Origin of the sequence: Streptomyces dryopteridis (genome assembly GCF_049606955.1) — a bacterium.
Lineage (GTDB): Bacteria > Actinomycetota > Actinomycetes > Streptomycetales > Streptomycetaceae > Streptomyces.
This window is the reverse complement of the sequence record NZ_CP187113.1, coordinates 2,381,264-2,407,992: the sequence shown is the minus strand read 5'-3', so window position 1 is coordinate 2,407,992 and position 26,729 is coordinate 2,381,264. Positions and strand designations below refer to the sequence as shown.

The window sequence follows — 26,729 nt, the reverse complement described above, 5'->3', positions numbered from 1 at the left end:
CCATGGAACAGCACGGCCGCGTCCGGCGCGGCCCCCGACCGGCGCGCGGGCTATTCCCGGGCGAGGACCGTGGTGGCGGAGGAGCAGAACCAGCCCCCGGTGGCCGAGGCCACGGCGAGGGCGGGCAGGCTGCCGTCCGCGCGGGTGACCTGGCCCTCCCCGGCCTCGCCGCGCAGTTGGCGGACCGCCTCCACGAGCAGGAACAGCCCGCGCATGCCCGGGTGGCAGGCCGAGAGTCCGCCGCCGTCGGTGTTCACGGGCAGTTCGCCGTCACGCAGCAGCCTGCCCTTCTCCACGAAGGCCCCGCCCTCGCCCTTGGCGCAGAAGCCCAGGTCCTCCAGGGTCACCAGGGTCATGTAGGTGAAGGCGTCGTAGATCTGCGCGATGTCGATCTCGTCGGGGCGGACCCCGGCGCGTTCGAAGGCGATGCGGCCGGAGACGGCGGCGGGGGAGACCGTGAAGTCCTCCCATTCGGACATGGTGGTGTGGGAGATCGCCGACCCGGAGCCCAGCACCCACACCGGGGGTTTGGCCAGGTCGCGGGCCAGTTCCTCGGAGACCAGGAGGACCGCGCAGCCGCCGTCGGAGCGGATGCAGCAGTGCAGTTTGGTGAACGGGTCGGCGATCATCTCCGCGCCGAGGACGTCGTCGACGCTCAGGGGATCGCGGAACATGGCGTCGGGGTTGGTCGCGGCGTTCGCGCGCGCCTGGACGGCGATCTGGGCCAGCTGCTCGGCCGTGGTGCCGTACTCGTGCATGTGGCGCCGGGCGGCCATGGCGTACTTGGCGATCAGGGTGTGGCCGTAGGGCACCTCGAACTGGGCCGGGCCGCGGGCGCCGAAGGACAGGTTGGCGGTGCGGCGGCGGGCCTTGATGTCGGCGCGGGCCGTGGATCCGTAGACGAGCAGGACGGCCTTGGCGTGCCCGGCGGCGATCGCGTCGACGGCGTGCGCGGCCATCACCTCCCAGGTGGCGCCGCCCACGCTGGTGGAGTCGACCCAGGTGGGGCGCAGGCCCAGGTACTCGGCGACCTCCACGGGGGCCAGCACGCCGAGGCCCGCGGAGGCGAATCCGTCGACGACCGAGCGGTCCAGTCCCGAGTCGGCGAGGGCGCGGCGGGCGGCCTGGGCGTGCAGGGCGAAGGGGGTGGGGCCGTCCACCCGTCCGCAGTCCGAGAGGGCGACGCCCGCCACCGCGACCTTGCGCATTCGCGTTCCTCCTCCGAAGGGGGTCGTTCACGAGGTGCTGCCGGCAAGATATCTGACGGTACATCAGATGACCCGCCCGTCGGCACCCTGTGTTTCGGCATCGCCCCGCTCTAATATGACGACCCGTCAGATACGGGGAGGAGCCCGCCGATGGACGCCGCCTTCACCGCGGAGCAGGACGAGATACGCCGCACCCTGCGCGAGATCCTGGGCAAACGCTGTGGTCCGGACGAGGTCAAGGCCGCCGTGCGCACCGAGGAGGGGCACGACCGCGAGCTGTGGCACACCCTCGCCGGACGGCTCGGCCTGCCCGGCCTCGCCGTGCCCGAGGAGTACGGAGGCGTCGGCTGCGGCCCCGCCGAGCTGGCCCTGGCCTGCGAGGAGACAGGCCGCGCCCTGCTGCCCTCGCCCCTGACCGCCACCGCCGGACTCGCGATCCCCCTGATCGAAGCCCTCGGCACGCGGGCCCAGCGCTCCGAGCTGCTGCCGCGGCTCGCCTCCGGCACGCTCACCGCGGCCCTCGCCGTCGCGGGACCCGCCCTGGCCGGGGCCCTCGGGCTCACCGGCCCCAACGCGGGCGGCGACTGGGCCGGCGGCGGTCGCGCCGGCGGCGTGCAGGCCCGCCCGGACGGGGCGGGCGGCTGGCGCCTGTACGGGGAGGCCGGGCAGGTCCTCGACGGGCACAGCGCCGGACTGCTCCTCGTGGCCGCCCGGGTCGGCGGCTTCGCCCGCGGCCGCGCCCTGCTCTTCCTGGTGCGGGCCGAGGCCCCGGGGCTGACCCGGACCCGACAGACCACCCTGGACGAGACCCGCCCGCAGGGCCGCGTGCAACTGCGCGACGTGGCCGCCGAACTCCTCGGGGACGACCCCGAGGACCCGGAGGGCGCGGTGCCGCGCGCCCTGGCCGCCACCGGCCGGACCCTGGCCGCCTCCCTCGCCGCCGAGGCCGTCGGCGCGGCCGACCGGGCCCTGGAACGGACGGTGGAGTACGTCGCGCAGCGCGAACAGTTCGGCCGCCCCATCGGCTCCTTCCAGGCCGTCAAGCACCGCCTGGCCGACGTGTACGTGCAGGTGCAGGCGGCCCGGTCCGCCGCCTACTACGCGGCCTGGGACCCCGAACAGGGCGGGCTCGCGCTGGCCCAGGCCCTGGAGGCGCTGCGGGTGGCGTCGGCCGAGGCGATCCAGTTGCACGGCGGCATCGGCTTCACCTGGGAGCACGAGGTCCACCTGTACTTCAAGCGGGCCGCCGCCGACGAGCTGCTGTTCGGGCCCGTGCACCGGCTGCGCGCCCACGCCGCCGACCGGGCCGGACTCTTCGCGCCGGCCGCGGCCCCGGCCGCCGCCGTGCGGGTCGACACGGAAGGAGGGCGGGTCTGATGCCCCCCGGAGTCGCACTGGTCCAGAGGATCTCGTCCACGCGCCTGTTCGCGCGGATCGCGCCGCACGTCATCCCGTTGATGGACAAGACCGTGCACCGCCTCACCAAGGGCAGGGTGATGCTCAGCGCCCGCATGCTGCCGGGACTGGTCCTGACCGCGCGCGGCGCCCGAACGGGGGAGCCGAGGACCACGCCGCTGGCCTGCATGCCGGAGGACGGCGGCACGACGTGGGTCCTCATCGGATCGAACTTCGGACGCCCCGGACATCCGGCCTGGACCGCGAACCTCCTGAAGAACCCCGACGCGAAAGTCAGTTGGGAGGGACGGGAATACACGGTGCGGGCCCGGTTGCTGGAAGGGGAGGAACGCGAGGCCGTGTGGGGTGCGGCACTGCGGTTCTGGCCGCCGTACGCGACCTATCAGGCGCGTATCGACCGGCAGATCAGGCTGTTCCGGTTGGAGCGCGTCGCGGGGGAGACGACGGGCTGAGGCCGGACAGCGGCGCGGTGCCGGCCCGGGGGAACGGGCGGCGGCGGACCCGGTACGCGGGTCCGCCGGCTACTTCGTCGGCTTCTTGCCGGTGATGCCCAAGTGGACCAGGAGCGCGAGGTTCGGCTTCAGCTCGGCCTGCTTCACGCCCCAGGTCTGGAACCCCTTCTGGTGCGAGGCGACCGCCGCGAGCATCGCGACCAGCGAACCGGCCACCGCGGCCGCGCTCACGTCCTTGTCGACCTTGCCCTTGGCCTGGAGCTCCTTCACCGACTCCGTCAGGGAGTTGGTGACCGCGTTGAGGACCTTCATGCGGATCTTGTAGAACCGCTTGTCGCCCTCGGCGGCCCCGAGGTCCACGACCCGGAGGATCGCGTCGTGCTTGCGCCAGAAGTCGAGGAAGCCCTCCACGAGTTCCTCGGCCGCGGCCCACGCCGACTTCCCGACCCAGGTCCGTCCCTCCACCAGCGCGGTCAACTGCGCGCCCGCGCCCGCCATGTCCTCGGCGATCTCCAGGACGGCGCCCTCGACGTCCGGGAAGTACTGGTAGAAGGTCGCGGGCGACGTGCCGGCCTTGCGGGCGACGTCGATGACCTTGACGTCGCGGTACGGCGAGGAGCTCAACATCTCGCCGAGGCAATCGAGCAACTTCTGCCGCGTTGCCTGGCCGCGCCGGCCCGCCACGCGGCCGTCAACGGTGCGTACTTGTCCTGTCATGCCGTCAGCTTACCGAGGGGGTGTCCGGGCGCGATTCGGCCGCGTGCAAATGGGGTTGTCCCACCTCCGACCTGCGCGGCCGTGCCCCGGAAGCGGGGCGAGCGGTGGCTTTCGGACGGCCCGCGCGAGCGCCGCGCACGGGCCCCGGCGCGCCTGCCGACCGGAGCCGGACGGCCGGCGGACAGGGGACGGCGGCGGACGGCACGGGGGTCCTCCGAACGGTCGCGCCGACGGGCCGAGCGCGCGATCCGGTCCGAGGATGGAGGAGCGGGTACGGAAGCGACCCGTGCGCCGGTCGTGCCGTCAGAGGCGAACGTGACGCACGGGCCGACCGCCGTGACCGCCACGTGCCGCACCCCAGCCGGGCGGCCCGCCCGTACCACCGCACCGGAGGGACACGGTCCATGGCCGCATTCACCGAGGGCACCCCCTGCTGGGTGGACGCCTCGCTGCCCGACCTCGAGGCGGGCAAGCGCTTCTACGGTGAGCTGTTCGGGTGGACCTTCGGACCCCCCGCCGGCCCCGAGTACGGCCACTACACCCAGGCATACCTCGACGGACGCAACGTCGCGGCCCTCGCCCCCAAGCCCGACGGCCGCATGCCCACCGTGTGGGGCGTCTACCTCTACACCCACGACGTGCACGCCGCCGCCCGCCGCATCCTCGCCGCCGGCGGCAGCCTCGTCACCAACCCGCTCCCGCTCGGACCCCAGGGCACCGCCGCCATGGCCGCCGACCCCGGCGGCGCCGTCTTCGGCCTGTGGCAACCCGGCACCCACCACGGCTTCGCCCTGGTCGACCGCCCCGGCAGCTACTGCTGGGCCGAGCTGTACACCCGCCACCGCGAAGCCGTCGACCCCTTCTACGCCGAGGTCTTCGGCTACGTGGCCCGGGACGAGGACGACGCCGGCACCGACTACCGGGTCTGGTCCCCGGCCGGCACCGCCCCCGGACCCGAGACGGCCGTCCTGGGCCGCACCCCCATCACCGGGGCCTTCCCCGAGATGCTCCCCGCCCACTTCCTCGTCTACTTCTGCGTCGCCGACTGCGACGCCTCCGCCGCCGAGGTCCGCCGACTCGGCGGCCGGATCACCGCCGACCCCTTCGACACGCCCTATGGACGCGTCGCCGTCGTCACGGACAATCAGGGGGCGTCCTTCGCCCTCCTCGCGGAGCCGGACATCACGTTCGCCCCCGCCCCGTTCCCGCCCGCGAGGGCCGACGCGGAATGGGGCGAGGTCACACAGCCGATGGAGCGGGTGGAGCCGGAGGGGCCACAGTCGCCCCGGGCCTGACAGAATCGGGGGGATGCGCGACCCCGGGCGGCGCCCGGGGTCCGGCGCTGCATGAGGGTCCGTACGGGGAGGTGTAGGCGAGTGGTGGAGCAGCTGACGCAGCACGACCCGAGACGGATCGGCCCCTTCGAGGTGCTGGGCCGGCTCGGAGCCGGCGGCATGGGGCTGGTCTATCTCGCGCGATCGGCGTCCGGCCGACGGGTCGCGATCAAGACGGTGCGCACCGAACTCGCCGAGGACCAGCTCTTCCGCGTCCGGTTCACCCGCGAGGTGGAGGCCGCGCGCGCCGTCTCCGGGTTCTACACGGCGGCCGTCGTGGACGCCGACCCGCGGGCCGCCGTGCCGTGGCTGGCCACGGCCTACGTGCCCGCGCCCTCCCTGGAGGAGATCGTCAACGAGTGCGGGCCGATGCCCGCGCAGGCCGTGCGCTGGCTGGCCGCCGGCATCGCCGAGGCCCTCCAGTCCATCCACGGCGCCGGACTGGTCCACCGCGACCTCAAGCCCTCGAACGTGCTCGTCGTCGAGGACGGCCCCCGGGTCATCGACTTCGGCATCGCCAGCGGCGTCTCCAACACCCGCCTGACCATGACGAACGTCGCCGTCGGCACCCCCGCCTACATGTCGCCCGAGCAGGCCAAGGACTCGCGCAGCGTCAAGGGCGCCTCCGACGTGTTCTCGCTGGGCTCCACCCTCGTCTTCGCCGCCACCGGCCACCCCCCGTACCACGGGGCCAACCCGGTCGAGACGGTGTTCATGCTGCTGCGCGAGGGCCCCAACCTGGAGGGCCTGCCCGAGGAACTCCGGCCGCTCATCGAGTCCTGCATGCAGATGGACGCGACCCTGCGCCCCACCCCCGCCGACCTCCAGGCCCAGCTCGCCCCGCACCTCTTCGCCGCCGGCGACGACTCCGGCACCGCCTCCGCCTGGCTCCCCGGCCGCGCCGTCGCCATGATCGAGGCCCGCCGCGCCGGCCTGCGGCCCGCCGCCGGCGCCACCGGAGTGGGCGGCCCGCCCGGAGCCGGCGGACAGCCCTCCGGCCCCGCCACCCACCGCAGGCCCCCGCACCAGGCCGGCCCGCCCGCCGGCGAGCGCGCCCCGCGCGGCGGCGACCCGTGGGCCGACCCGCGCACCGGCCAGGCCGTGCCCCCGCCGCCCGCGCACCCGCCGCACGCCCCGCCGGGCCCCGCGGGCAGCGACCCGGTCCGGCTCGGCTCCTCACCCGTCCCCATCGGTCCCGGCCCGCGCGCCGGGACCGCCGCCGGCGCCCGCCCCGCGCACGCCGCCCCGGCCGCCTCCGACGCGGCCACCGGCTGGATCCGGCCGCCCGACGGCCGCCCCGCCCCCGGGCACGCCGAATCCGGTCTGCTGCCCCGCCCCCACGGCGGCACCGGCGCGACCTCCCAGACCACCGGCCCCGACGGCGGCCGCTGGCGCCCTTGGCGCTTCCGCATGTCGAACGACGTGTGGGGCACCCCCACGGTCGCCGGGGACCTGCTGTACGTCACCTCCTTCGAGGTGCACGCCCTGGACGTGGCCAGCGGCCGGCGCCAGTTCAAGACCCGTGACGTGGCCTGGGCGATGGCCGTGGCCGACGGCCGCATCCACGCCTCCGACGGCCCCTCCGTCTACGCCCTCGACGCCTCCGACGGCAGCGAGCTGTGGCGGCTGGCCTCCGACGCGTGGGTGTACGCGCTGCGCGCCGAGCGCGGCACCGTCGTCACCGCGACCCGGGGCGGCGGCGTGCAGGGCTGGGAGGCGTCCACCGGACAGCGCCTGTGGGAGACCGGCGGCGCCCAGACCGACTTCGAGACCACCGACGCGGCCCCCGTGCTCCACGACGGCCTCGTCTACGTGTGGCAGGACGCCCGGCTGCGGGCCCTGGACGCGCGCAGCGGCGTGGAGGCGTGGTCCTACCCGATCGGCGACGCGGCGGCGTGCGGAAACGTCCCGATCAGGGTGGCGCCGGCCCCGGACGGCAACGTGTACGTGAGCGCCGGCACCCGGGTGCTCTCGGTCGACCGGGCCTCGGGCCGGGTCCGCTGGCACTTCGAGGCCCCCGCGCTGTTCCTGGCCCCGCCCGCGTTCGCGCCCGGCCCGGCCGTCACCGGCGGCGGCGTGTACCTCGTGGACTACCTCGGCACCGTGTACGCGCTGGACGCGACCACCGGCAAGGACCGCTGGCGGATCGCGACCGAGCAGCGGCAGGCCGTGGACCCGGTGCTGATCTCGGCCGGCAGCGTGCACCTGGGCGCGGGCAGCGCCCTCTACACGCTGGACGCCGTGACGGGCACCCCGAAGTGGCGGTTCCCGGCGGGCGGCGAGATCACCGGGGCCCCCGTGGTGGCCGACGGCCGCGTGCACTTCGGCTCCGCCGACCACTGCCTGTACACCCTGGACGCGGCCGGCGGCCAACTGCGCTGGAAGCTGGCGACCGGCGGTGAGATCACCGGGGCCCCGGTGGCCGAGGGCGGGGTCGTCTACGCCTGCAGCAAGGACCGGTGCGTGTACGCGCTGGACGCCGCGAAGGGCACCGGGACCCGTTCCTCGGGCGCCTGACGGCGCGGGCGGGTCGTGCCCGTGGCCGGCGGTGGGGTGTACCGCCGACCACGGGGAGGGACGCGTCCGTCGGCTCGGGTCGGAACGGCGGACGTGTCGGGGGTGGCGCCGGGCCGGGCGGGGGCGATCGGACCCCGCCGGCGAGGTGGTGCCACCCGGGGGCGAGGCTGCCTCGGGCGTGCGGCCGGTGCGGCCCGCGGCGCTCGTGGTGACCGCGTCGTGGCACGAGGTGACGGGTGCCGAGGACGGGCGCGTGTCCGCGCGCGGCGCACGCCACCCGACCGGCGAACCTGCCGCCGGACACCGGTACCACCCTTGTGACCTGCGCAAAGGTGGCTGCGATCTTGAATATTCCATATCCGGGGCCGGCGGGCAGCGGGCCATTGGTCCCGACCCGATCGGTGGTGGGCGCGGGATCGGCGGGCCCGGGGTGACAGGATGGACCCCATGACCGACAAGAACGTCTACTTCGACATCACGATCAACGACGAGCCGGCGGGCCGGATCGTCTTCAAGCTCTTCGACGACGTCGTCCCGAAGACGGCGCAGAACTTCCGCGAGCTGGCCACCGGTGTGCACGGCTTCGGTTACGCGGACTCCCCGTTCCACCGCGTGATCCCGCAGTTCATGCTGCAGGGTGGCGACTTCACCAACGGCAACGGCACCGGCGGCCGTTCCATCTACGGCGAGAAGTTCGCGGACGAGAACTTCACCCTGAAGCACGACCGTCCGTACCTGCTCTCGATGGCGAACGCCGGCCGCAACACCAACGGCTCGCAGTTCTTCATCACCACGATCGTCACCGACTGGCTCGACGGCAAGCACGTCGTCTTCGGCGAGGTCGTCGAGGGCCAGGACCTGGTCAAGAAGATCGAGGGCCTCGGCTCCCGCTCCGGCGCCACCAGCGCCCGCATCAAGGTCGGCGCCTCGGGCGTCGTCGAGGGCTGATCCACGGATCCCCTCCACCACGCACGACCGCCGCGCCCCGGGCCGAAACGATCCCTCGGATCGTCTTCGGGTCGGGGCGCGGCCGTGCCCGGGGCCGCGCGGTCCTCAGCGGCCGGTGGTGTCCGGGCCCCGGTCGGTGCGGGGCGGCTCGGGGTCGGGGAAGGGGTACGGGGCGGTCGGCGCGGAGCGCTCGACCGGGGTGTCGTGCGGCGTGTCGTGCGGGGGCGGGGCGGTCCGGCCCTGGCCCCGGGTCTGCGGCGGGTCCGGCAGCGGGGTCACGGGCGGCAGGTCGTAGGTGCCGGGGGCCCGGGTGCGGGCGCGCTGGGCGGGGCGGCGGCCGCGCATGAGGGCCCCGGTGAGCAGCAGCAGGGCGCCGGCCCCGAAGGCGTTCGCGACGCCGACCCCGAGCCCGGTGCCGGTCGGGCCGCCCACCGAGAGGCTGCCGGCCGCCTGTCCCTGGCGCACCATCCACAGCACGGAGAATCCGAGCACGATCACCCCGGCCAGGACCATCAGCAGGCGCGAGCGCATCACGATCGCCGACAGCACCACCAGCGCGGCGAACGCGAGGGGGAGGAACAGCGAGGTGAACAGGCCCGCGTCGGTGAGCGTGATCCCCTCGGAGGAGAAGAGTTCGGCGATGCGGTAGTCGCGGCCCTCGCGCCGCCCGTACCAGGGGCGGAACGCGCTCCAGACCGCCGCGACGGCGGCGACCAGACCCATCAGCGAACCCAGGAAGTTGCGGATCATGCCGGGCCTCTCGTGTCAGGTCTGCGGCTGATCCCGACGCTACGAGCGGCCGGTGGAACCCGCACCCCGCGGGCCGCCGCGCGAGTGAGGGGAACCGTTTCGGCAGGTGCCCGCGTCCTGTGTCACCGTGTGCGGGCCGTCGGCCTGTCGGGGGAGAGGGGTAGGGGCATGTGGGGACGACGGGTCCGGTTCGCGGCCGCCGCCGGCGCGGTGGTGATCGCGTTGACGGGGTTCTCCTCGGGGCACGGTTCGGGGTCGAAGTCCGACGGCGGCGGGGGCGGGGGCTGCTCGTCGAGCAAGAAGCGGAACACCTCCTCCGGCTCCGGTTCGGGCTCGGGTTCGGGCGGGGGGTCCGACGCGGGCACGCCGACGCCGCGTTCGGGCAAGAACCGCGACGAGGCCGACGTGACGATCCTGCGCTGCGCCAATGCCCCCGGGGCCGCGCCCGCCGACCTGCCGCGCGCCCTGCTGCGGGTGGTCTCGCGGACCGCCGACACCCGTGAGTTCACGATCGAGCTGCGCTTCGAGGACGCGGGCGACCGGGAAGTGGAACGTGTCGAGGTGCGGGTGACGCTCGGCTCCGGGGAGCGGGCGGAGCTGCCGGCCGCGCTGACCCGTCCCGCCGACGCGGGCCGGGTCGCGGAGTGCGAGCTGGTGCGCGTGCGGTCGGTGCCCGCGCCGGACCCGTCCGGGTCCCCGACCCCGCCCTCCCCCTCCCCCTCTTCCGGCACGGGCTGAGGTTCAGCGCAGGCGGAAGCCCGGATCGCGGCGTCGTTCCGTGAACAGTTCCGCCTGCCGCTTCGGATCGAGGTTGCCCAGTTTGATCAGGTGCGGGGCGTGGGCGAGGGCCTGGTCCCGGGCGACCTGCTTCGCCGACCACAGGGCGCGCACCGTGCCCTGGACGGCGTCGGTCGGCAGCTCGGCCAGGACGCCCGCCGCCCGCAGCGCCGCGGGCAGCAGTTCCTCCGGGGCGGTCAGCTCGGAGACCAGCCCGATCTCGTACGCGCGGCGTGCGGAGAGCCGCTCGGCGGTGCCCATCAACGACATGCGGGCCACCTCCCCGAACGGCATCCGCTGGGCCATGTGGATGGCCTCGTAGGCGCTGACCATGCCGTACGTGGTGTGCGGGTCGAAGAAGGTCGCGGACTCGCTCGCGATCAGGAACTCGGCCTCGCCGAGCAGGTAGAAGGCCCCGCCGCAGGCCATCCCGTTGACGGCGGCGATCACCGGCTTCCACAGGTCGTTCGCCTTGGGCCCGATCGCGATCATCGGGTCGTCGATCGTGTAGGGGGAGGGGGGCTGCGGGATGTCGGCGTCCCGGTCGACCCCGGTGCAGAACGCGGCCCCGCCCGCGCCCGTCACCACGATCGCCCGCGCCGATTCGTCGAAGCGCAGGGCCCGCCACAGCTCCGAGAGGGCGGCGGCGGTGGGCAGGTCGACGGCGTTGTGCCGGGCCGGCCGGTCCAGGGTCACGAGGACGACGCCGTCGGCACGGTCCCGTTCCACCCGCAGCCCGGCCGGGCCGGAGCCCGTCACGACTTCTCCGGCAGCCAGCGCGGCACCGTGACGCCGTCCACCTCGGTGAACGCGACCTGCACCCGGGCCCCGATCCGCAGCCGCCCCGGGGCGATCGAGTCCAGCGGGGCGTCGGGGGCCGTGACGAGGTTGCCGACCAGCCGGATCCGGGGCGCGTCCACGAGTTCCACGAGGATCACGTTGTAGGGGGCCTGGGCCGCGTAGGCGGGCAGCAGCGGCGGGTGGGGCAGCACGTACGACCAGATCCGGCCGCGGCCGCTCATCGCCCGCCACTCGCTGTCGAAGGAGCCGCAGTGCGGGCAACAGGGCCGGGGCGGGAAGCGCAGCTCGCCGCAGTCGGGGGCGGCGCATGCCTGCACGCGCAGTTCGCCGCGGGCCGCGTACTCCCAGAACGGGGCGCCGTCCACGTCGGGCACCGGCAGCAGGTACCCGTCGGAGGAGACGGAGCGCGGGGGGCCGGCCGGCGGCGTGGCCCGGGGGGTGGGCGGCGGCTCGGCGGGGGTGGTCGGTGCGGTCACGGCGTGGGTCCTCCGATCGCTCGGGCGGGATGGACGGGGCGGGGCGGGGTTCAGGCGCGGAGCAGGACGGCCGAGGTGGGAACGCCCTCGCCGGCCGTGACCAGGCAGGTCTCCGCGTCGGGGACCTGCGCGGTGGAGATGCCCCGGAGCTGTTTGACGCCCTCGTTGATCAGGTTGAACCCGTGCACGTACGCCTCGCTCAACCCGCCGCCGCCGGTGTTGATGGGCAGCCGGCCGCCGATCTCCAGCGCGCCGCCCTCGGTGAACGAGGCGCCCTCGCCGCGCCCGCAGAACCCGTAGCCCTCCAGGGAGAGCGGGATGAGCGGGGTGAACGCGTCGTAGATCTGCGCCACGTCCACGTCGGAGGGGCCGAAGTCGGCCTGCTTCCACAGGTGGCGGGCGGCCGTCCAGGCGGGGCCGGACAACGGGTCCTCGTTCCAGTAGTTGACCATCCCGTGGTGCTGGCTCGGCAGTCCCTGGGCCACCGAGTGCACGTAGACGGGCTTCTGCCGGCAGTCGCGGGCGCGTTCGGCGGAGACGATCACGCAGGCGAGGGCCCCGTCGGTCTCCAGGCAGTTGTCGAAGAGGCACAGGGGCTCGCTGATCCACCGCGAGGTCATGTACATCTCGCGGGTCAGGGGCCGTTCGTACATCATCGCGGCGGGGTTCTGGTTGGCGCGGTTGCGGCAGGCGAGGGCCACGTTGAACAGGTGGTCGCGGGTCGCGCCGTACTCGTGCATGTAGCGGCGGGCCAGCATGCCGATCTCGTCGGCGGGGCGCAGCAGCCCGAAGGGGCGGGTCCACTGGGCGGGGGTGGGCAGCTGCACGTCGGTGTTGCGCCAGGGGCGGGGGCCGGAGCCGCGTTTGCGCGAGCGCCAGGCCACGCCCACCGACGCCTGGCCGGTGGCGACGGCGGCGGCGAGGTGTCCGATGGTGGCGCAGGAGCCGCCGCCGCCGAATCCGACCTTGGAGAAGAAGGTGACGTCGCCGGCGCCGATGGCCTTGGCGATCTCGACCTCGTCGGTCTCCTCCATCGTGTAGGAGGCGAAGGCGTCGACCTCGCCGGGCTCGATGCCCGCGTCGGCCAGGGCGGCCAGGATGGCCCGGCAGGCGAGTTCCCGTTCGCTTTGCGGGAGTTGTTTGGCGAAGGGCGTCTGACCGATCCCGACGATCGCCGTCGCGTCCTTGAGCGTTGCCGCCATCGCCACCTCCGGGGTGCGTGCACCAGTGCTGACAGCGGCGAAGGCTACCGTTAATCTGACGGATAGTCAGCTACCGAGGTACGACCGACGAACGAGGGCACGGCGCGCACCGGCGGTCCGGGCGCGCCCGGCCGAGGGAGGGGCGGGGATGGTCGCGACGGCCGGCAGGGGCACGGGCGAGGGATCGAGGGACGAGGGGCCGAGGAGGCGGGGGCCGGCAGGCGAGGGGTCGGAGGGCGACGCCGGGGAGCTCGTACGGGGCGACCTGCGCTGGGGCAGCGTCCCGGCCCTGCTGTACGACGCGGTCGCCCGCTTCGGCGACCGCGAGGCCGTCGTCGACGGACGGACCCGGGTCGACTACCGCACCCTGGGGGAACGCGTCGAACGGGCCGCCGCCGCCTGTATCGCGGCCGGCGTGGAACCCGGGGACCGCGTCGCCGTCTGGGCCCCCAACACCCTGGAGTGGATCGTCTCCGCCCTCGGCGCCGTCACCGCCGGCGCGGTCCTCGTGCCCCTCAACACGCGTTTCAAGGGCGCCGAGGCCGCGTACGTCCTCGACCGCAGCCGCGCCAGGCTCCTCTTCGTCACCGGCACCTTCCTCGGCACCTCGTACGTGGCCTCGCTGCGCCGCGCCGCCGCCGAGGGCCCCGGCACCGGCCCGCTCCCCGGGCTGCCGCACCTGCGCGAGGTGGTCGTGCTCGCCGAGGACGCCCCCGAGTCCTTCCGCACCTGGAAGGACTTCCTGGCCGCCGGCGAGGGCGTGGACGGCGCGACCGTGCGGGCCCGGGCCGCCCACGTCGTCCCCGAGGACCCCTCCGACATCATCTTCACCTCCGGCACCACCGGCCGGCCCAAGGGCGCCGTCATCACCCACGCCCAGACCCTGCGCTGCTACCAGGTGTGGGCCGAACTGGCGGGGCTGCGCGCCGGCGACCGCTACCTGATCGTGAACCCCTTCTTCCACACCTTCGGCTACAAGGCGGGCGTCATCGCCTGCCTGATGCGCGGGGCGACGATGATCCCGCAGCCGGTGTTCAACGTGGACACCGTCCTCGCCAACATCGCCGCCGAACGCGTCTCCGTGCTGCCCGGCCCGCCAACCTTGCACCAGTCGCTGCTCGACCACCCCGAGCGCGACCGGCACGACCTGTCGGCCCTCCGCCTCGTCGTCACGGGCGCCGCCGTGGTGCCGCTGCTGTTGGTGGAGCGACTGCGCGGTGAACTGCACGTGGGCACCGTCCTGACCGCGTACGGGCTCTCCGAGGCCAGCGGCATCGTGACCATGTGCCGGCGCGGCGACGACGCCGAGGTGATCGCCGCCACCTCGGGCCGGGCCATCCCGGACACCGAGGTCGAGGTCGTCGACCCGGAGACCGGAGCCCCCCTGGCCCCGGGCACCGCCGGCGAGGTGCTGGTCCGGGGCCACAACGTGATGCGCGGGTACTTCGAGGACCCCGAGGCCACGGCCGGAGCCCTCACCGCCGACGGATGGCTGCGCACCGGGGACATCGGCGTGCTCGACGAGTCCGGGAACCTGCGGATCACCGACCGGATCAAGGACATGTTCATCGTGGGCGGGTTCAACGCCTATCCGGCCGAGATCGAGCAACTCCTCGGGCTGCACCCGGACGTGGCGGACGTCGCCGTGGTCGGCGTCGCGGACGCCCGGCTCGGGGAGGTCGGCAAGGCGTACGTCGTGCGGCGTCCCGGGTCCCCCCTGACCGGTGACGACCTCATCGCGTGGTCGCGGCGGGAGATGGCGAACTACAAGGTGCCGCGCACGGTCGAGTTCGTGCGGGAACTGCCCCGCAACGCGAGCGGGAAGGTCCTCAAGACCGAGCTGCGGGGCCGCGAGACCACCCGGCCCTGAGGTCGTGCCCGTGCCCGTGTCAGGCGGCGCGGGCCAGCACCAGGCGCCAGTGGGGGCTGCCGTCGGGCCGTCGCCCGAACCGAGGCAGGGGCACGGTGCCCACCCGGAAACCCGCCGCCTCCAGATCCCGGGAGACGGGCCCGAGCGGGAAGGTCCGGTAGTACATGACGAACGGGGGTCGGCGGACGGCGTTGCGCACCCGCATCGCCGCGTCGAAGCCCGCGACCGCCCACCACACGGGACGCCGGGGGGACAGCGGCGCCCCGATCGGGAACGCGAACAGTCCGTCCGGCCGCAACGCGGCCCGCACGCCCGCGAACAGCGCGGGCCGCTCGGCCGGCAGGAAGTGCCCGAAGGCGCCGAAACTCACGGCCAGGTCGTGGCGGCCGTGCAGGGAGGGCGGCAGCGCGCGGGCGTCGGCCCGTACGAAGGAGACGGCGGGACCGGCGGCGGGGCGCCCCGGGTCGGCCGGGGCGTGCGTCCGGGCCGCCTCGGCGAGCATCCCCGCGCTGAGGTCGACCCCGGTGACCGACTCCCGGCACAGCCGCCGCAACAGGGGGATGCCGGCGCCGGTGCCGCAGCACAGGTCGAGGCCGTCGGCGATCCGTGCGGAGTCCCGGGCGTCGAAGGCCCCCGTCAGCGCCTCCTCGACGGCGTCGAGCATTCGGTCGGGGGTGCGGAAGGGAGTGGCGTCGAACTTCGGGGCCAACAGGTCGTAACCGGCCTCCACGGAGGACAGGGCCTGGACGGCGAGTTCGCGGAGCGTGGGACCCTCGGGCGTGAACACGCTGTCGAGACTACGCCCGAGCGCCGGGCCGCCGGCGCAGAGCCGGAAGTCACCACCGGGACCCCTGGCCATGCCCTCTGCCCCAGGCTGTTGACCTGTGGGTTTAGGTAGTGTTTCCGGGCCTTTGGGCCCATCCGGGGGTGTTGGGCGTGTCGTACAGTGAAAGCGACCACTTTACTATTTCTTGAGGTTTTCGTGATGAGTGCTATACGGGGAGACGGGCCGGCGCAACGGGTCGGCCGCACGTCCACCGCCGGCAGCGCTCTGGAAAAAACCCTGAGGATCATGGAGTCGTTGACCGCCCCGGGCGGCCCCCATCGACTCGCCGAGCTGGCCTACACCTCAGGTGTTCCCAAGTCCAGCACGTACCGGATCCTCGTCTCGCTCGTCGAGCAGGGTTACGCCGTCACCGACGGCGAGGGAAGCTACGGCATCGGACTCCGCCTGCGCGCCCTCGCGGCGCAGATCGCGGCCGAGAAGCCCGAGGGCATCGTGGAGCTGCTGGAGTTCCTCCAGAAGGGCACCGGCCAAGCCGTCCACCTCGCCCTGCACAGCGGCAACGCCCTCACCTACATTCGCAAGATCGAGAGCGAACAGCCCTTCCGGACGGGTTCCCGGATCGGCATGAGGATGCCGCTGCACTGCACCGCCATCGGCAAATCGGTGCTCGCGCACCTGCCGAAGGACCAGGTCGACGCCATCGTCGAGGCCACCGGCCTGACCGAACGCACGCGTCAGACCATCACCACCCGAGCCGCCCTCGACGCGGAACTCGAACGGGTCCGCCGGCTGGGCTACGCACTGGACGACGAGGAGAACGAGACCTCCATCCGCTGCCTCGGCGCCCCGGTCTTCGACCGCAACGGCAACCCGGTCGGCGGCGTGAGCCTCACCACCGTCACCTTCCTCACCACCCGCGCCGAGCTGGAGGCGTACGCCCCGGCCCTGCTGGAGGCCGCCCGAGGCGTGGAACGGCTGCTGCAACTCGGCTGACCCGCACCACCGTCGGCTCCACGCGGCCGGCGGTCGCGGTGGCCTCCCCCCGGCCACCACGACCGCCGATCACACGCCCCGCGCCCGTTGTCCCCCGTGCGCGGGCCCGCAGTGACTCCCCCCGGTGCCCCTGCGGTTCCCCCTGCCGTCGGCCTCCCCCGAGGACCGCGGCGTTCCCCCTTGTTTCCCCCGTCGGGGTCCCCCAAGACCCCGGTCGTGCGCCGTCGGGACGCCCCCCGACCATCTCGACGGCCCCCGTGTGCCGACCGCGTCCCTCAGGGACGCGGGCCGGACGCGTGATTGTCCAGGGTGCGGATCTCCTCCGCCGCCGGCGCCGCCTCGGCGGGCTTCGGCGCGTTCTCCCCGGCCGACGCCTGGTCGGTGTCGTTGTCGAGCCGACCGCCCGAGGGCCGGTCACCGATCGGCTTGATGCCGATGCCCGAGGCGTGGTTGTCGAGCGGCTTGAGGTCGCCGTCGTCCGGGAGGGCGTTCTCAGTGGTCATGATCACTCCCTGGTGGGTGAGGCAGAGACCGAGGCCCGTTCGGCGATTCCCCCGCGGACCGCCGAACGGGTCGTTCGGACGTATCCATCATGTCGGCCGGCGATAAACGAACGATGAACGCGACGTTCACCCCCACCCCGGCCCGGCCCCGCTCACCCCGTCGACGGCTCCCTGTTCCGCCCCAACAGGCCCCTGACCTCGGCCAACTCGGGCGCCCCCATCGCCTCGAACACGGCCTCCGCCTCCTGCCAACAGGCCCGCGCCCGATCGTTCTGTCCCAGCCGCTCCAGGGCCCGGCCCAATACGGTCACGACCGTCGCCCGACGCCAGTCCCCCCCGATGCACCGCAACGCGATCGCCTGCTCGGCGTGGCTCGCCGCCCGCCCCGCGCGACCCGCCGCCAAATGCGCCTCGGCGATCCGGAAGTGCGTCACGCCCTCCCACAGCGGCTGCCGGTTCTCGTGGAACAGGTGCAGCGCCGAGCCCAGCTCCGCGAGCGCGTCCGCGTGCCGACCCGCGCGCGTCAGCGCGATCCCCAACGCGTACCGGCCGTTGGCCAACCGCAGCGTCAACCCCATCCGGTCGTAGACGGCGATCCCGCGCTCCGCCAACGCGACGGCGCTGACCAACCGGTCCTGTGCCACGTGCACCCGCGACAGGTTGCACAACGCGCTGGCCTCCCCGACGTGGTTGCCGTCGGCCCGGAACGTGTCGATCGCCGTGAGCAGGAACCGCTCGGCGTCCTCGTACCGACCCCGTTGCAGGGCGATGATCCCCCGGTCGTTCGAGGCCCAGCACAGGGGCAGCGGATCATCGGCGCAGCGTGCCAACTCCGTGGCCCGCCGGGCCTCCTCGTCCGCCTCGGTGAACCGTCCGCCCACCAGGTGCACATTGGTCAACGTCGTCCGCGCCCGACCCTCCGCGAACGGATCCGCCACCACTCGGGCGGCGTCCCGCAGCGCGATCGCCGCCGACTCGTACTGACGGGCGTTGGCCCCGGACTCCGCGAGATCCTTCGCGGCCCACAACAGGTCCACGCCCCGCCGCAACACCCCGCCGACGGGCCCCGCCGCCCCGGAACCGACCGGGCCCGCCGCCTGCCGGGCCGCCGCGAGCAGCGGGTTCGCCTCCGCGTACAGCCAGTCCAGGGCCGCGTGCCGATCGGCGAACACCAGGCCGGGATAGTGCGTGTCCGCCAAGTGGTGCGGGAGCCGGTCCCCGGGCCGCTCCAGCGCGTACACGCCGGCGGCCGTGGCCAGGTAGAAGTCCAACAACCGGGAGAGCGCCTCGGCGCACTCGCCGCTCGACTCCTCGTCCCGGTCCGCGCAGGCCCGCGCGTAGAGCCGCACCAGATCGTGGAACCGGTACCGCCCGGGAGCGGCGGACTCCAGCAGGGAGCAGTCGACGAGGTCCTCCAAGAGGTCCTCCGTGTCGTGCTCGGGCAGGTCCAGCGCGGCCGCGGCGGCCGACAGGGAGATGTCGGGACCGTCCGCCAACCCCACCAGCCGGAACGCCCGCCGCTGCGCCGGGTCGAGCTGCCCGTAGCCGAGCTCGAAGGTGGCCTTCACGGCCAGATCGCCGGCCTGGAGCTCGTCCAGCCGCCGCCGTTCGTCGGCGAGCTTGGCGGCCAGCACGGCCACCGTCCACGTCCGCCGCGCGGCCAGTCGCGAGGCGGCGATCCGAATCGCGAGCGGCAGGAACCCACAGGCCCCGACGACGGCGAGCGCCGCCTGCCGCTCCGCCCCCACCCGCTCGACCCCCACGATCCGGGTGAACAGCTGCAGGGCCTCCTCCGGGCTCATCACGTCCAGGTCCACGAGGTGGGCCCCCGCCAGGCCCGCCATCCGGACCCGGCTGGTGACGAGGGCCGCGCACCCCGCCGTCCCGGGCAGCAGGGGACGCACCTGGGCGGCGTCCCGCGCGTTGTCGAGCAGGACCAGCACCCGTCGACCGTCCAGCAGGGACCGGTAGAGGGCCGCCCGCTCGGCGAGCGCGTCGGGGATGTTCGTCTCCGGGGTGCCCAGCGCGCGGAGGAACGAGCCGAGGACCGCCTCCGGCTCGGCCGGCCGGGGATCCGTGCCCTGCAGGTCCACGTACAACTGGCCGTCCGGGAAATGGCCGCGCGCGGCATGGGCGACGTGCACGGCGAGGGTGGTCTTGCCGACTCCGCCTATGCCCGCGAGCGCCGACACCGCCATGATCCGGCCCCCGCCCGCTCCGGCGCCCTCCCCATCCGGGGCCGCGTCCGCCGGCTGTCCGTCGCCCGGGGCCAGCACCCGCGACAGTTCGGCCACGGACCCCGCACGGCCGGTGAAATCGGGCACGGTGGCCGGCAACTGCGCTGGCCGGACCGGGCTCGGGCCGTTCGACGGGGCCGGGGGCACGGCCGGGATGAGATCGCTGTCACCGCGCAGGATGCGCTGCTGCAGGGCCGCGAGTTCGGGCCGCGGATCCACCCCCAGCTCCTCGGCCAACAGCCGCCGGGTGTCCGCGTACACGGCGAGCGCCTCGGCCTGCCGCCCGCCCCGGTACAGGGCCAGCATCAGCAGCTCCCGCAGCCGCTCCCGCAGGGGGTGCGCGGCGGTCAGCGCCGTCAGTTCCGAGACGGTCGCGGCGTGCCGGCCCAATTCGAGGTCGAGATCCACGCGGCACTCGACCAGGGCCAGCCGCCATTCGGAGAGCCGGGCCCGCTCGGTCTCCGCGTGGGGCCCGGGCACCCCGGCCAGCGGCTCACCCTCCCAGAGGCCCAGGGCGAGCCCGTAGGTCTCGCCCGCCCGCGTCAGGTCCCCCGCCAGGCGCAGGGCCTCGGCCTCGGCGGCCAGGGCGGCGGCCCGCCTGACGTCCAGCGCGTCGCGCGCATCGAGCCGCACGGCATAACCGCCCGACTCGCTGACCAGGCTTCCGGGGGCCAGGATCTTCCGGAGCCGCGACGCGTAGGTACGGATCGTGGCCAGGGCCTGGTTCGGCGGGTCCTCACCCCAGATGGCGTCGATCAACTCGGCGGCGGTGGCGGTCCGGCCGTCCCGCAGGAGGAGGGTCGCGAGCAGCGCCCGCTGTTGCGGGCTGCCCGAGGGCAGCGCAGTCTGCCCCCGCCAGGCCCGCACCGGCCCCAGCACCGAGAACCGGTAGGCATCGTCCACCTCCGCCCCCGCCGCCACGACCTCCGCGCGGCCGGCCCCGGCCCGCGCCCCGGGACCCGCTCCGACCACCTCGTCCGCGCCGTTTCGGACGGCTCGCCCGGTCACTCCGCGCCCCGCCGGATCCGCGTCCGCCGGTCGGGGGTGGGGGTGCGGACGGATCCGCGCGCCCCCACCCGTGGGCGAGGGGTACAGGGGCGCCGTGCCGGGGGCAGGCGGTCGGGGTGCTCCGAGCGCCCGTCGTCGATGTCGGTGGATCCGCGTCCTCGCCCCCGGTCGTCCATGTGCCCCATCTCTCCCCACCCCCCTGGTCGTTGTGACGTTCTGCCAGTGGCCAGTCTGCCGTGTTTGGCGCGGACACGGCAGTCCGTGAGGGCGGCCCCCGCGTGCCGATCCCGTACCAAGCCGGCACCAACCCCGCACCAAAGAGCTGACGATGCGTCAGATCGGCGCTACCGTGGATCCATGGAGACCTTCCCCAGGATCATCTCGGTGGACGACCACACGGTGGAGCCCCCTCACGTCTGGCGGGATCGACTCCCGTCCAAATACCGCGACATCGGGCCCCGCGTCGTCCGCGCCCCCCTGAAGGAAATGACCTTCCTCGGCGGCAAGTTCGCCCCCGTCATGGGCAACCCCGGCGACGACGGACCGATCGGCGACTGGTGGGTCTACGAAGACCTGCACCGTCCCCTCACCCGCCTCGACACGGCGGTCGGCTACGACAGGGACGAGATCCGCCTGGAGGTCATCACCTACGAGCAGATGCGCCCGGGCTCCTTCTCGGTGCCCGACCGCCTGGCCGACATGGACGTCAACCACGTCCAGTCCGCACTCTGCTTCCCCACCTTCCCGAGGTTCTGCGGACAGACCTTCACCGAGGCCAAGGACCGCGAACTGGGCCTGCTCGGGGTGCGTGCCTACAACGACTGGATGGTCGACGAGTGGTGCGGCCCCGAGGCCGCCGGACGCCTCATCCCGCTCACCCTCATCCCCCTGTGGGACGCGGAACTGGCCGCGGCCGAGGTCCGTCGCAACGCCGCACGCGGGGTCCGTGCCGTCGCCTTCTCCGAGATACCCCCGCACCTCGGACTGCCGTCCATCCACACCGACGAATGGGACCCGTTCCTGCGCGCGTGCGACGAGACCGGCACCGTGATCGCCATGCACATCGGCTCCTCCTCGCGGATGCCCTCGACCTCCGCCGACGCCCCGCCCGCCGTCGGCTCCACCATCACCTTCGCCAACTGCTGCTTCTCGATGGTGGACTGGCTGATGAGCGGCAAGTTCGAACGCTTCCCGAACCTGCGGATCATGTACGCGGAGGGCCAGATCGGCTGGATCCCGTACATCCTGGAACGGGCGAACGTGGTGTGGGAGGAGAACCGGGCCTGGGGTGGGGTGGCGGACAAGGTGACCCGGCCGCCGTCCGAGCTGTTCGCCGAACACGTCTTCGGCTGCTTCTTCGACGACGCGTTCGGCCTGCGCAATCTGGACGCGATCGGGGCCGCGAACGTCCTCTACGAGACGGACTACCCGCACTCCGACTCCACGTGGCCCAAGTCGAAGGAAGTCGGCGAGGGGCAGATGGGGCACCTCCCGCCCGATGTCGTCGACCGGATCGTCCGGGGCAACGCCATCGATCTGCTGGGGCTCACCCCGGAGGGTCTGTGGCGAGGTCCCGGTTCCGAGGGCGCCGCCCGATAGCGCCGTCGTCCTCCACCGGAGCCGACGGCGAAAGCCCGGTGTGGTCGAGGGTCGTCACGAGACCCTCGACCACACCGGCCGGGGCGGGACGAGGGGTGTCCCGCCGGGTGCGCGTGGGATGCGCGCTGTCCACTGTTCAGTTCGCAAGGTGCCCACCGGCGAGATCCGGGCCGGACCGGTCCTCAGGGGCCGGCCGGGATCGCGAGTGCGCGGATCGATGACGGACCGCTCACTCGGGAGACGTGCTGAACATTCCGCCCCGGCGCCGGGGCGGACGGGTTCGCACGGGTTTCTCGGGGTGCCGACGGGGGCGACCGCTGTCGCCGCTGACCTCGTGGTCGGTCGGATGCCGAAGGTTCGTTGTCGGATGCGGACGGGATGGGCGCCCGTGGACTGCTCGGTGTGACCGTGCCCCGGCCCTGTCGTCTCTCCTGAAAGGTCCCCTTTCGCTCGCTGTCTTCGTGGTTCTCGGGCGCCCCACCCGACGCCGGGGGGAGGGGGGAGAGTTCACGTTCGTCGTGCTCGCCGCGCTCGCCCCGACATCGGGTGCACCATCAGGATGCGATTACTCTCCGTAATCGGCAAGTCCCCCGATCGGGTGAACGCGCGGCCCCGAGCGGCCCCGGATACGCCGAAGCGCGGGAGGGCTCTCGCCGCTCCCGCGCTCCGCGGTCGTTCGTCGGGTCGTCAGCCGCCGCAGCCGGTGGTGATCTCCAGGCAGCCGTTGCAGCCGTTCATCTCGCAGGTGCGGCAGGCGGACGCCGGGGCGTTGCACTGGCGGCACGCGGCGACGGCGCACGTGGCGCACGCGGTGGCGGCCTCCGCGCAGCCGTTGCAGGCGTTCATCTCGCACCCGGCGCAGGCGGTGGCCGGCGCGGTGCAGTGGCGGCAGGGCATCGCGGCGGCGGACATGGTGACCGGGCCGACGGCCGCGCGGGGGCGGCGGACCATGGGCGGCACGGTGGTGCGCAAGGTGGTGATCGGGCCTCGGTGGATCATCCGCCGCATGCCGATCCGAGTCTCAGCCGTCTTCATCGCCCCTCCAGGCCGCGCCGCGTGCGCATGGGAAAACGCGTGCGCCGAAAGGTTTCGGCGCCGCTTTAAATCGGACTGTAGCAGCGAATTCCGGCCGAATTGAATTCGATGAAAAACTAAGGAAAGGATTGCCTTCCTTTTCTTGTTTCAATTCCGGCGAAAGGATCTTCGACAGGGTCGAAGGTCCCCGGGGGCGGGGGTCGCTCGGCCCGGAGGCGGGGGCTTCTGCACAGCCTGTGGACGGAACCCCGGTCACCCTTGCGGGGGACGCGTGCCTCCGGGCAGGATTCGCGGGGGCGAAGGGGGAGCCGCTGATGGCGAGGGAGGGCTCGATGACGTGGAAGGGTGCGGCGCTGGCCGTCCTGCTGTTCGCCGTGGCCATCGTCACCTCGGGATTCGTGACCTCCGCCCTGGAGAACGGGCGGAGCGAGAAACTCGCCGGCGCCACCCCGGCCGCCCCGGAGGCCGCCGCGCCGCGCCCGCACGGAGGCGCCGATCCCCTGTCGGCGCCCACGCACACGGCCCTCGGCTCCCCCTCTCCCGCGACGCCGTCCCCGCGACCCTCATCGTCCGAGCCCTCGTCGTCGCCGCCCGGTCCGTCGGCCTCCGGCTCCGACACCCGGAACACCAGGCCCGAGGCCGCGCGTTTCGCGGGCCCGCTCTTCGAAGGCCCGTTGGCCGACGGGCATTTCTGTACCGCCACGGTGGTCCACAGTCCCGGCGGCAATCTCATAGCCACCGCCGGCCACTGCCTTTCCGACGGGGCGCCGACCGAGGGGCGCGGAGCGGTCTTCGCACCGGGTTTCACCGACGGGAAGGCGCCGTACGGAACCTGGCGCATCACGGAGGTGTTCCAGGACTCCCGGTGGGCCGATTCTCAGGACGACGCCTACGACCTGGCCTTCGCCCGGCTCGCCCCCGACGCCTCGGGGCGGAGCGTGGAGTCGGTGGTCGGGGCCGCGGGCCTGGACACGGCGGGCCGGGTCGGGGAACCGATCACCGTGACCGGCTACCCCAGTGACCGTGACCGGCCGCGCGTGTGCGCGGGCCCCGCCGTGCGCACGTCGGCGACGGAGCAGCGCTTCGACTGCGCCGACTTCCCGGGCGGCACGAGCGGCAGCGCGTGGATCGCGGCGGACGGCGCGGTCGTCGGTGTCCTGACGGGCGGTGACACGGACGACGTGTCCACCAGCACCGTCTTCGGCGATTGGACCGCGGACCTGTACCGGAGGGCCACCGCCGGGCGCTGACGGTGCCGGTCGGCTCGGAGGGCGCGGTGTGTCCCTGGCCCTCCGAAGGGTGAATCGTCGATCCCCGGGAATCCGCTCCCGCCCCCGGTCGTTGTCGGAGCACGGGCGAGGGATGGGGCGGGGTCGCTCGCGACTCAGCGCACCAGGCCCAGGTGGACGGGTTCGAGGGGGCCCGCCGCTCCCTCGGCGAGGAGGGTGGTCAGGTTCGGGGGCCAGATCGGCTCGTCGAGCTCGCGGAGGGCTCGCGGGGAGAGCCAGCGCCAGTCGGCGTCGGGTTCCTCGGGGGTGGGGGTGCGCAGGGGGCCCCGCGTCACGAAGATGTGCTCGTGCTGACGCACCGGCACGCCTTGGTGGGTGAAGTCGTGCTCCCAGGTGCAGAGCAGGCGCTGGGGCGCGAGATCGGTCCAGCCCGTCTCCTCGCGGAGTTCGCGCCGGACGCAGTCCTCGGGGCTTTCGCCGGGGTCGATGCCGCCGCCGGGCGGCAGCCAGTGGATGCCCACCTCCACGTTGTTCTCGCGGAAGAGGAAGACCGATCCGGTGGGCGAGACGATGACGATGCGCGCCGCGCGGCGTGGGGTGCGAGCCCGCCTGGGGCTCAGTCGGGGAATGGTCATCAGTGCAGCGTACGACCGGTTCGAGGCGCCGTCCCGACCATCGGGCCGGCGGAAAACCGCCGCCCCGGAGTTGTTTGACGGGGTGTTCCGAACCGGGGCGAAAGGGGAGGTCGGAAGGTTTCGTTCCGACGGGTGCGGACGGGCCTGACAGGGCGTGAGCGGTGCGCGTGGCCGGGGGCGTCCGGGAGGGGCGACGGAGCCCGGCCGAGGGGAGGCGGGCGCGGGGACGCGGGGGCGGGCGCCGCTGGGGTGGGGGAGTCGCGCCCATGCGGTTCGTCACACCCCCGGGCGGGTGCGAGCGGCCCGCAAAGCCCTGCGGGGGTCTGCCGCCGGTGACGGTTCCGGGCGACAAACCATCAGAAACAAGGAGGTTGGGATCGTCCGAGGGGTTCGGACGGGGATTCACCGGAAGTTCACACGTTCGGCGTTCGCCGGATCCCCGGCTGGTACGGTCGGCCGTCATGAGCAAGCACCGCCGAGCCCGCTCCACCGGCCCCACCACCTCCGCGACCTCCCGTCGGATCGGATACGCCGCGACGGTCGGTCTGCTGACGTTCACGGGTGGCTGGATGTACGCCTTGGTCGAGCAGCCCGGTGCCCCCTGGCCGCGGCAGACCCAGGGCAGCTCGGACCTCGCGGAGAACGGCTCGGCGGCCGACGCCAAGAGCGCGAGCGGCACGCACGGTGGTCAGGACTCCCGGGCGGACCGGAGCGAGGAACGGGCGGCCGGCCCGAACACCGCCGGGCTGCCGGGGCTGAGCGCGGCGACGGCGGCGAAGGTGCCCGCGGACTCTCGGCAACTGGTGCTCGTCACCGGCAAGGACGCGAAGTCCTCCCATGCCACCGTCACCCTCTACACGCGACCCACGACGAACGCTCCCTGGGCCGCGTCGGGGACCTGGCCCGCGCGCAACGGGGCCAAGGGCTGGTCGGCGGACGGCGCTCGCTCCTACGGTGACCTCACTTCGCCGCAGGGCGTGTTCAGCCTGTCGGACGCCGGTGGCCTGTTGGCCGCCCCGAAGGGCACCCGGCTGCCGTACGACCGTGACTCGGCTTTCGTCGCGGGCGGGCGGGGGGTCGAGGGGGAGTCCTTGGCAGGGTCCTTCGACTACGTCATCGCGATCGACTTCAACCGTGCCAAGGGCGTGTCGCCGCTCGACCCGACGAAGCCCGAGGGGGCGGCGAAGGGCGGCAACATCTGGTTGCACGTGGACCACGACGGCCCCTCGCAGGGTTGTGTCGGTCTCCCCAAGGAGGGCATGCGGGCCCTGCTGGCGACCCTGGACCCGGCGGCCAGGCCCGTGGTCGTGATGGGCCCCGCGGGCTTCTGACCCCGCGACGGGCGGCAGCGCGCCGAGTGGTCGCGCGCGAGCTGTCCGGGCCTCGGCTCAGGGGGCGCTGAGGGCACGTCGGTATTCGACCTGGACGAGGGGCTCGCCGTCGCCGAAGTCGTGCGGACGGTCGGCGCCGGAGAGGGCGAAGCCGCACTTCTCGTAGAAGCGGCGGGACCGAGGGGTGTCACGCAGCGTCCACAGGCGGACGTGGCGGAAGCCCTCCTCCGCCGAGCGCGCGAGGGTGGCGGTCATCAGGGCCCCGGCGATGCCGGTCCCCCAGCCGGCCGGGTGGTTGAAGAACGAAAGGATCTCGACCTCGTCGGGCCCGGTGCCCGAGGCGCGGAACCAGGAGAGGGCCAGGAGACGACCGGCGTCCTCGGCGACCAGGATCGTGCCCGCGTCGCGGAGTGTGGGCTCCCCAGGGCCGGCCGGCGCCGAACCGACCCCGGTACGGGGGTCCGACGCGCCGGTGGGTGGGGGCGGGAGGGTTCGGGCGATGCGCGCGTGCCAGGTGTGGCGGCGGGAGGCGATGCCCTCGGCGGCGAAGTCGGCGGCGAAGAAGGGCGCGTATGTCGCCGCCCATGCCGTGCTGTGGATGTCGCCGAGCGCGACGCCGTCGGCGGGAAGGGCCTGCCGGACGGAGAACATGCGGACAGCGTAGAGGTCCCGGGCGCGGGCGGCGCAGCCCCGGGGGCGGGTGCGCGCGGAGCGCAGATCGTCTCGCCGACGGAGGGGAAAACGTCCGCATGCCGAGACGGGTTGAGGGCGGGGTGCCGGGCCGGCCTGCGGACACCCGCTCGGATGCGCGAAATGCGCGTGTTGTGGCGGTGTGCGCGTGATTCGCGCGGAGGGGTGAGAGCCGTGCTCCGAGGCCCGCAGAATGTCCCGGCGGCAACCGCCC

At 73.8% G+C, this 26,729-nt stretch carries 23 protein-coding genes; 11 read left to right on the top strand and 12 right to left on the bottom strand.

What is annotated here, in order from left to right; all coding sequences use genetic code 11:
• Positions 1–50: 50 nt before the first annotated feature.
• On the bottom strand, positions 51–1,208 hold the full coding sequence (locus tag ACN20G_RS10065; RefSeq protein WP_424212400.1) for an acetyl-CoA acetyltransferase: 1,158 nt from the start codon (positions 1,206–1,208) through the stop codon (positions 51–53).
• 150 nt (positions 1,209–1,358) lie between these two features.
• Between ACN20G_RS10065 and ACN20G_RS10060 the strand changes: the two genes are divergently transcribed.
• Both ACN20G_RS10060 and ACN20G_RS10055 read left to right on the top strand, forming a co-directional pair.
• On the top strand, positions 1,359–2,585 hold the full coding sequence (locus ACN20G_RS10060; protein WP_424212399.1) for an acyl-CoA dehydrogenase family protein: 1,227 nt from the start codon (positions 1,359–1,361) through the stop codon (positions 2,583–2,585).
• Positions 2,585–3,076, top strand: a complete 492-nt coding sequence (locus tag ACN20G_RS10055; RefSeq protein WP_424212398.1) for a nitroreductase family deazaflavin-dependent oxidoreductase — start codon at positions 2,585–2,587, stop codon at positions 3,074–3,076. Before ACN20G_RS10060 ends, ACN20G_RS10055 begins: the two co-directional genes overlap by 1 nt.
• Before the next feature lie 69 nt (positions 3,077–3,145).
• On the opposite strand, the gene ACN20G_RS10050 is transcribed toward ACN20G_RS10055, so the two are convergent.
• Positions 3,146–3,793, bottom strand: coding sequence for a TetR family transcriptional regulator (locus tag ACN20G_RS10050; protein ID WP_424212397.1), 648 nt, complete (start codon positions 3,791–3,793; stop codon positions 3,146–3,148).
• A 404-nt stretch (positions 3,794–4,197) separates the two neighbouring features.
• Between ACN20G_RS10050 and ACN20G_RS10045 the strand changes: the two genes are divergently transcribed.
• From ACN20G_RS10045 to ACN20G_RS10035, 3 genes are all read left to right on the top strand, one after another.
• Complete coding sequence (locus tag ACN20G_RS10045) at positions 4,198–5,088, top strand: VOC family protein (RefSeq protein WP_424212396.1); 891 nt, start codon at positions 4,198–4,200, stop codon at positions 5,086–5,088.
• Positions 5,089–5,169: 81 nt separating this feature from the next.
• Positions 5,170–7,644, top strand: a complete 2,475-nt coding sequence (locus ACN20G_RS10040) for a serine/threonine-protein kinase (RefSeq protein WP_424212395.1) — start codon at positions 5,170–5,172, stop codon at positions 7,642–7,644.
• A gap of 447 nt (positions 7,645–8,091) precedes the next feature.
• Positions 8,092–8,592 carry a peptidylprolyl isomerase gene (locus ACN20G_RS10035; RefSeq protein WP_424212394.1) on the top strand — a complete coding sequence of 167 codons (501 nt, stop codon included), beginning with the start codon at positions 8,092–8,094 and terminating at the stop codon, positions 8,590–8,592.
• A gap of 105 nt (positions 8,593–8,697) precedes the next feature.
• Here the strand turns inward: ACN20G_RS10035 and ACN20G_RS10030 are convergent, their stop codons facing one another.
• Positions 8,698–9,342, bottom strand: a complete 645-nt coding sequence (locus ACN20G_RS10030; RefSeq protein WP_424212393.1) for a hypothetical protein — start codon at positions 9,340–9,342, stop codon at positions 8,698–8,700.
• Positions 9,343–9,510: 168 nt separating this feature from the next.
• On the opposite strand from ACN20G_RS10030, the gene ACN20G_RS10025 reads away from it, so the two are divergent.
• Positions 9,511–10,080 carry a hypothetical protein gene (locus ACN20G_RS10025; protein ID WP_424212392.1) on the top strand — a complete coding sequence of 190 codons (570 nt, stop codon included), beginning with the start codon at positions 9,511–9,513 and terminating at the stop codon, positions 10,078–10,080.
• A gap of 3 nt (positions 10,081–10,083) precedes the next feature.
• Here the strand turns inward: ACN20G_RS10025 and ACN20G_RS10020 are convergent, their stop codons facing one another.
• The 3 genes from ACN20G_RS10020 to ACN20G_RS10010 form a co-directional block, all read right to left on the bottom strand.
• Positions 10,084–10,878, bottom strand: a complete 795-nt coding sequence (locus tag ACN20G_RS10020) for an enoyl-CoA hydratase/isomerase family protein (protein WP_424212391.1) — start codon at positions 10,876–10,878, stop codon at positions 10,084–10,086.
• A complete protein-coding gene (locus ACN20G_RS10015) occupies positions 10,875–11,303 on the bottom strand; it encodes a Zn-ribbon domain-containing OB-fold protein (RefSeq protein WP_424215452.1) in 429 nt (142 codons plus the stop codon). The genes ACN20G_RS10020 and ACN20G_RS10015 overlap by 4 nt, the downstream gene beginning before the upstream one ends.
• 143 nt (positions 11,304–11,446) lie before the next feature.
• Positions 11,447–12,598, bottom strand: a complete 1,152-nt coding sequence (locus ACN20G_RS10010; protein WP_424212390.1) for a lipid-transfer protein — start codon at positions 12,596–12,598, stop codon at positions 11,447–11,449.
• 148 nt (positions 12,599–12,746) lie between these two features.
• On the opposite strand from ACN20G_RS10010, the gene ACN20G_RS10005 reads away from it, so the two are divergent.
• The gene (locus ACN20G_RS10005; protein ID WP_424212389.1) at positions 12,747–14,468 is read left to right on the top strand and encodes a FadD3 family acyl-CoA ligase; all 1,722 of its coding nucleotides are present in this window, start codon (positions 12,747–12,749) and stop codon (positions 14,466–14,468) included.
• 19 nt (positions 14,469–14,487) lie between these two features.
• Here ACN20G_RS10005 and ACN20G_RS10000 read toward each other — a convergent pair whose 3' ends face one another.
• The gene (locus ACN20G_RS10000) at positions 14,488–15,255 is read right to left on the bottom strand and encodes a class I SAM-dependent methyltransferase (protein WP_424215451.1); all 768 of its coding nucleotides are present in this window, start codon (positions 15,253–15,255) and stop codon (positions 14,488–14,490) included.
• A gap of 198 nt (positions 15,256–15,453) precedes the next feature.
• On the opposite strand from ACN20G_RS10000, the gene ACN20G_RS09995 reads away from it, so the two are divergent.
• Complete coding sequence (locus tag ACN20G_RS09995) at positions 15,454–16,248, top strand: IclR family transcriptional regulator (protein WP_424212388.1); 795 nt, start codon at positions 15,454–15,456, stop codon at positions 16,246–16,248.
• Between the two features lie 275 nt (positions 16,249–16,523).
• Here ACN20G_RS09995 and ACN20G_RS09990 read toward each other — a convergent pair whose 3' ends face one another.
• Both ACN20G_RS09990 and ACN20G_RS09985 read right to left on the bottom strand, forming a co-directional pair.
• Positions 16,524–16,751: a hypothetical protein gene (locus ACN20G_RS09990; RefSeq protein WP_424212387.1), complete on the bottom strand. Its 228-nt coding sequence runs from the start codon at positions 16,749–16,751 to the stop codon at positions 16,524–16,526.
• Between the two features lie 152 nt (positions 16,752–16,903).
• Positions 16,904–19,996, bottom strand: coding sequence for an AfsR/SARP family transcriptional regulator (locus tag ACN20G_RS09985; protein WP_424212386.1), 3,093 nt, complete (start codon positions 19,994–19,996; stop codon positions 16,904–16,906).
• A gap of 357 nt (positions 19,997–20,353) precedes the next feature.
• Between ACN20G_RS09985 and ACN20G_RS09980 the strand changes: the two genes are divergently transcribed.
• Complete coding sequence (locus ACN20G_RS09980) at positions 20,354–21,595, top strand: amidohydrolase family protein (RefSeq protein ID WP_424212385.1); 1,242 nt, start codon at positions 20,354–20,356, stop codon at positions 21,593–21,595.
• Positions 21,596–22,282: 687 nt separating this feature from the next.
• Here ACN20G_RS09980 and ACN20G_RS09975 read toward each other — a convergent pair.
• Positions 22,283–22,630: a hypothetical protein gene (locus ACN20G_RS09975; protein WP_424212384.1), complete on the bottom strand. Its 348-nt coding sequence runs from the start codon at positions 22,628–22,630 to the stop codon at positions 22,283–22,285.
• A gap of 332 nt (positions 22,631–22,962) precedes the next feature.
• Here ACN20G_RS09975 and ACN20G_RS09970 point away from each other — a divergent pair, with 332 nt between their 5' ends.
• Entirely contained in the window at positions 22,963–23,880 is a 918-nt protein-coding gene (locus tag ACN20G_RS09970; protein WP_424212383.1) for a trypsin-like serine peptidase, read from the top strand.
• 134 nt (positions 23,881–24,014) lie between these two features.
• On the opposite strand, the gene ACN20G_RS09965 is transcribed toward ACN20G_RS09970, so the two are convergent.
• Positions 24,015–24,494, bottom strand: coding sequence for an NUDIX hydrolase (locus ACN20G_RS09965; protein WP_424212382.1), 480 nt, complete (start codon positions 24,492–24,494; stop codon positions 24,015–24,017).
• 461 nt (positions 24,495–24,955) lie between these two features.
• Between ACN20G_RS09965 and ACN20G_RS09960 the strand changes: the two genes are divergently transcribed.
• A complete protein-coding gene (locus ACN20G_RS09960) occupies positions 24,956–25,825 on the top strand; it encodes a L,D-transpeptidase family protein (RefSeq protein ID WP_424212381.1) in 870 nt (289 codons plus the stop codon).
• Between the two features lie 57 nt (positions 25,826–25,882).
• On the opposite strand, the gene ACN20G_RS09955 is transcribed toward ACN20G_RS09960, so the two are convergent.
• Complete coding sequence (locus tag ACN20G_RS09955) at positions 25,883–26,476, bottom strand: N-acetyltransferase family protein (protein WP_424212380.1); 594 nt, start codon at positions 26,474–26,476, stop codon at positions 25,883–25,885.
• Positions 26,477–26,729: the final 253 nt, after the last annotated feature.